We start from the raw sequence: 978 nt of genomic DNA on the forward strand, positions 1-978 counted from the left end.
GTTTGTGAGCAATGTTACCCCTAAAAACCGAGGCTGGCATCTAGCATAAATGAACTTGGACTTGTCATCAGCCGGTATGCAAAACTACCCGTTCGCTCTGGCAAACCCATCTATGATGCGTAGAGAAATATCAGATAAAAACCACGACCCATGACGAACACCCTGCTCTCCCCCACCCGCACCTTCGACGCCCCACCCTTTATCCGGCGTGCGGAGTCCGGTTACATCCGTCATCTGCCTGCGCTGGCCTACTGCCTCGTGGTGTATGATCGGGCGCACTACAGCGACGCGCTGTTCCAGCGTTTCTCGCAGCCGTTCCCGACGGCACTGGCTAATGCGGTGGCGAAGCGCAGAGCCGAATACTTGGCGAGCCGCTACTGCGGGCAGGTTCTGCTCGGACAGATGCAGGTAGCTTCAACGATTATTGGCACCCATGAGCGCGTTCCCCAGTGGCCAGCTGGCTGGCGGGGCAGTATCTCCCACAGTGATAAATATGCGCTGGTTGTTATCGCCCCTGAATCAACGGGACTGATGCCGGGTATCGACATTGAGCAGTGGCAGCCCGAGGTCATGCTGGAGACGGCAGACATGTTCGCCTCGTCAGACGAACAGCAGCTGCTGTCCGCGTTATCCCTGCCCTATCCGCAGGCGCTGCTAACGCTCTTTTCAGCTAAGGAGAGCCTGTATAAATCCCAGTGGCCTGAAGTGAGGCGCTACTTTGATTTCCAGGCAGCAAAGGTCACGCACGTCGATGAAGCAGAGCAGCGCTTTACCCTGACTCTCACCGAGACCTTAACTCCAGAGCTAAAGTGTGGAACCGCCTTTAGCGGCAGCTATACGTTTCTCAACGACGCGGTGATTACCTGCATCGGTTAGTTTTTGTTTTAAAACCCCCTTATTCCCTGCTTCGCCAGCCATGCCGTGAGGCTCTGCACCAGCGGATGGTGCACAAAGGTAACCAGCTGTCGTGCCTTCTCT

Annotated in this window: 2 protein-coding genes; one reads left to right on the forward strand and one right to left on the reverse strand. The window is 55.9% G+C overall.

Going from position 1 to position 978, the window contains the following annotated elements:
* Positions 1-150: 150 nt before the first annotated feature.
* Positions 151-876: a 4'-phosphopantetheinyl transferase family protein gene (locus FN633_RS04580; protein ID WP_154056895.1), complete on the forward strand. Its 726-nt coding sequence runs from the start codon at positions 151-153 to the stop codon at positions 874-876.
* 8 nt (positions 877-884) lie between these two features.
* Here FN633_RS04580 and FN633_RS18595 read toward each other — a convergent pair.
* The coding region (locus FN633_RS18595) for a hypothetical protein (protein WP_425049184.1) at positions 885-978 on the reverse strand (94 nt) is incomplete at its 5' end.

This window comes from Pseudescherichia vulneris (assembly GCF_902164725.1).
Classification (GTDB): Bacteria; Pseudomonadota; Gammaproteobacteria; order Enterobacterales; family Enterobacteriaceae; genus Pseudescherichia; species Pseudescherichia vulneris.